The organism is Thermanaerothrix sp., assembly GCA_026417795.1.
Taxonomy (GTDB): Bacteria; Synergistota; Synergistia; order Synergistales; family Synergistaceae; genus Thermanaerovibrio.
In genome coordinates this window covers 1-1027 of the sequence record JAOACP010000121.1, presented here as the reverse complement: position 1 = coordinate 1027, position 1027 = coordinate 1, and the positions used below count along the sequence as shown (strand labels likewise).

Below are 1027 nucleotides of genomic sequence, written 5' to 3'. Positions count from 1 at the left end.
AGCGAGTAATCATGAAATGTGACATATGTGGGGAGCGCGAGGCCATCGTTTTTATTCATCAGGTAGGAAGCGAAGGTCCCACAGAGCTTCATTTGTGCGAGGTCTGCGCACAAAACCATGGCCTGGTACATCTTTCGGAGGATGTCGGAAAGGCCCTGATGGAACTTATTAAAAATTTTCCTCAGCCGGCTCGAACCAATCGGGGGAAAAAGAACGGGGGAAACGAATTCTGCCCCTTTTGTGGTACCACCTGGCGGGATATCCAGAAATCCCAGCGGGCCGGCTGTTCCCGCTGTTATGCCATATTTAAAAACCTTTTAAAGAAAGAAATTCTTTCTTATGGGAAAGAAGGGGGATACAAGGGCCGTCTTTCGGTGGCTCTCCGCAATCAGCAGAATCGGCAGAATGAGCTAGAACGGCTACGGAAACTGTTGCAGCAGGCCCTTGAAAAAGAGCGATATGAGGAAGCGGCACAGTATCGGGACGCAATTCAACAGTTAGAACAAGGAGCATAATCCTATGGAGCCTTCGCTGGTGCTACCCTGGTTTTCTTCGAGTGTTCCTCAGGATGTGGTCCTGTATAGCCGTATAAGTATCCGGAGAAACCTGGAGGGCTTTCCGTTCCCTTCCCGGCTGCCGGAGGTGGAACGAAAACCCCTGCGAGAAAAACTCAAAGCCGCCATTGCTCAGGTAGATACCTCTTTTCATCCTGTGGAATCGGATACTCAGAACGTTTTCCCCGGGAAAGATGCAGGGGGGCTTACGCTTCTTTCTTCCCCCGCCGTACGGGAACTCTATCCCCTTTTCCCTTTTTCGGTCCCCGAAGATGAGGAGGCCTGTATATGGCGCCCCTCAGGAAATTTGTATTACCTTGGAGGGGAAGATCACCTGCAGGCTGTGTTTACTCGAGGGGGGCTTTCCTTCCGTTCGTTGTGGAAAGACCTGGTTCAGATCGATGAAGCCTTAGATAAGACGCTTCAGTGGGCCTGCCATGAGGAATTCGGTTTCTTAACGTCCGATGTTAGCC

The 1027-nt window shown here is 51.0% G+C and carries 2 protein-coding genes; both read left to right on the top strand.

The genetic code is table 11. The annotated features are described in order from the left end of the window. A partial coding sequence (locus N2315_09530) for a UvrB/UvrC motif-containing protein (protein MCX7829411.1) occupies positions 1-515 on the top strand: 515 nt, incomplete at its 5' end. A gap of 4 nt (positions 516-519) precedes the next feature. Further along, on the top strand, positions 520-1027 hold a 508-nt coding region (locus N2315_09525; protein ID MCX7829410.1), incomplete at its 3' end, for a hypothetical protein.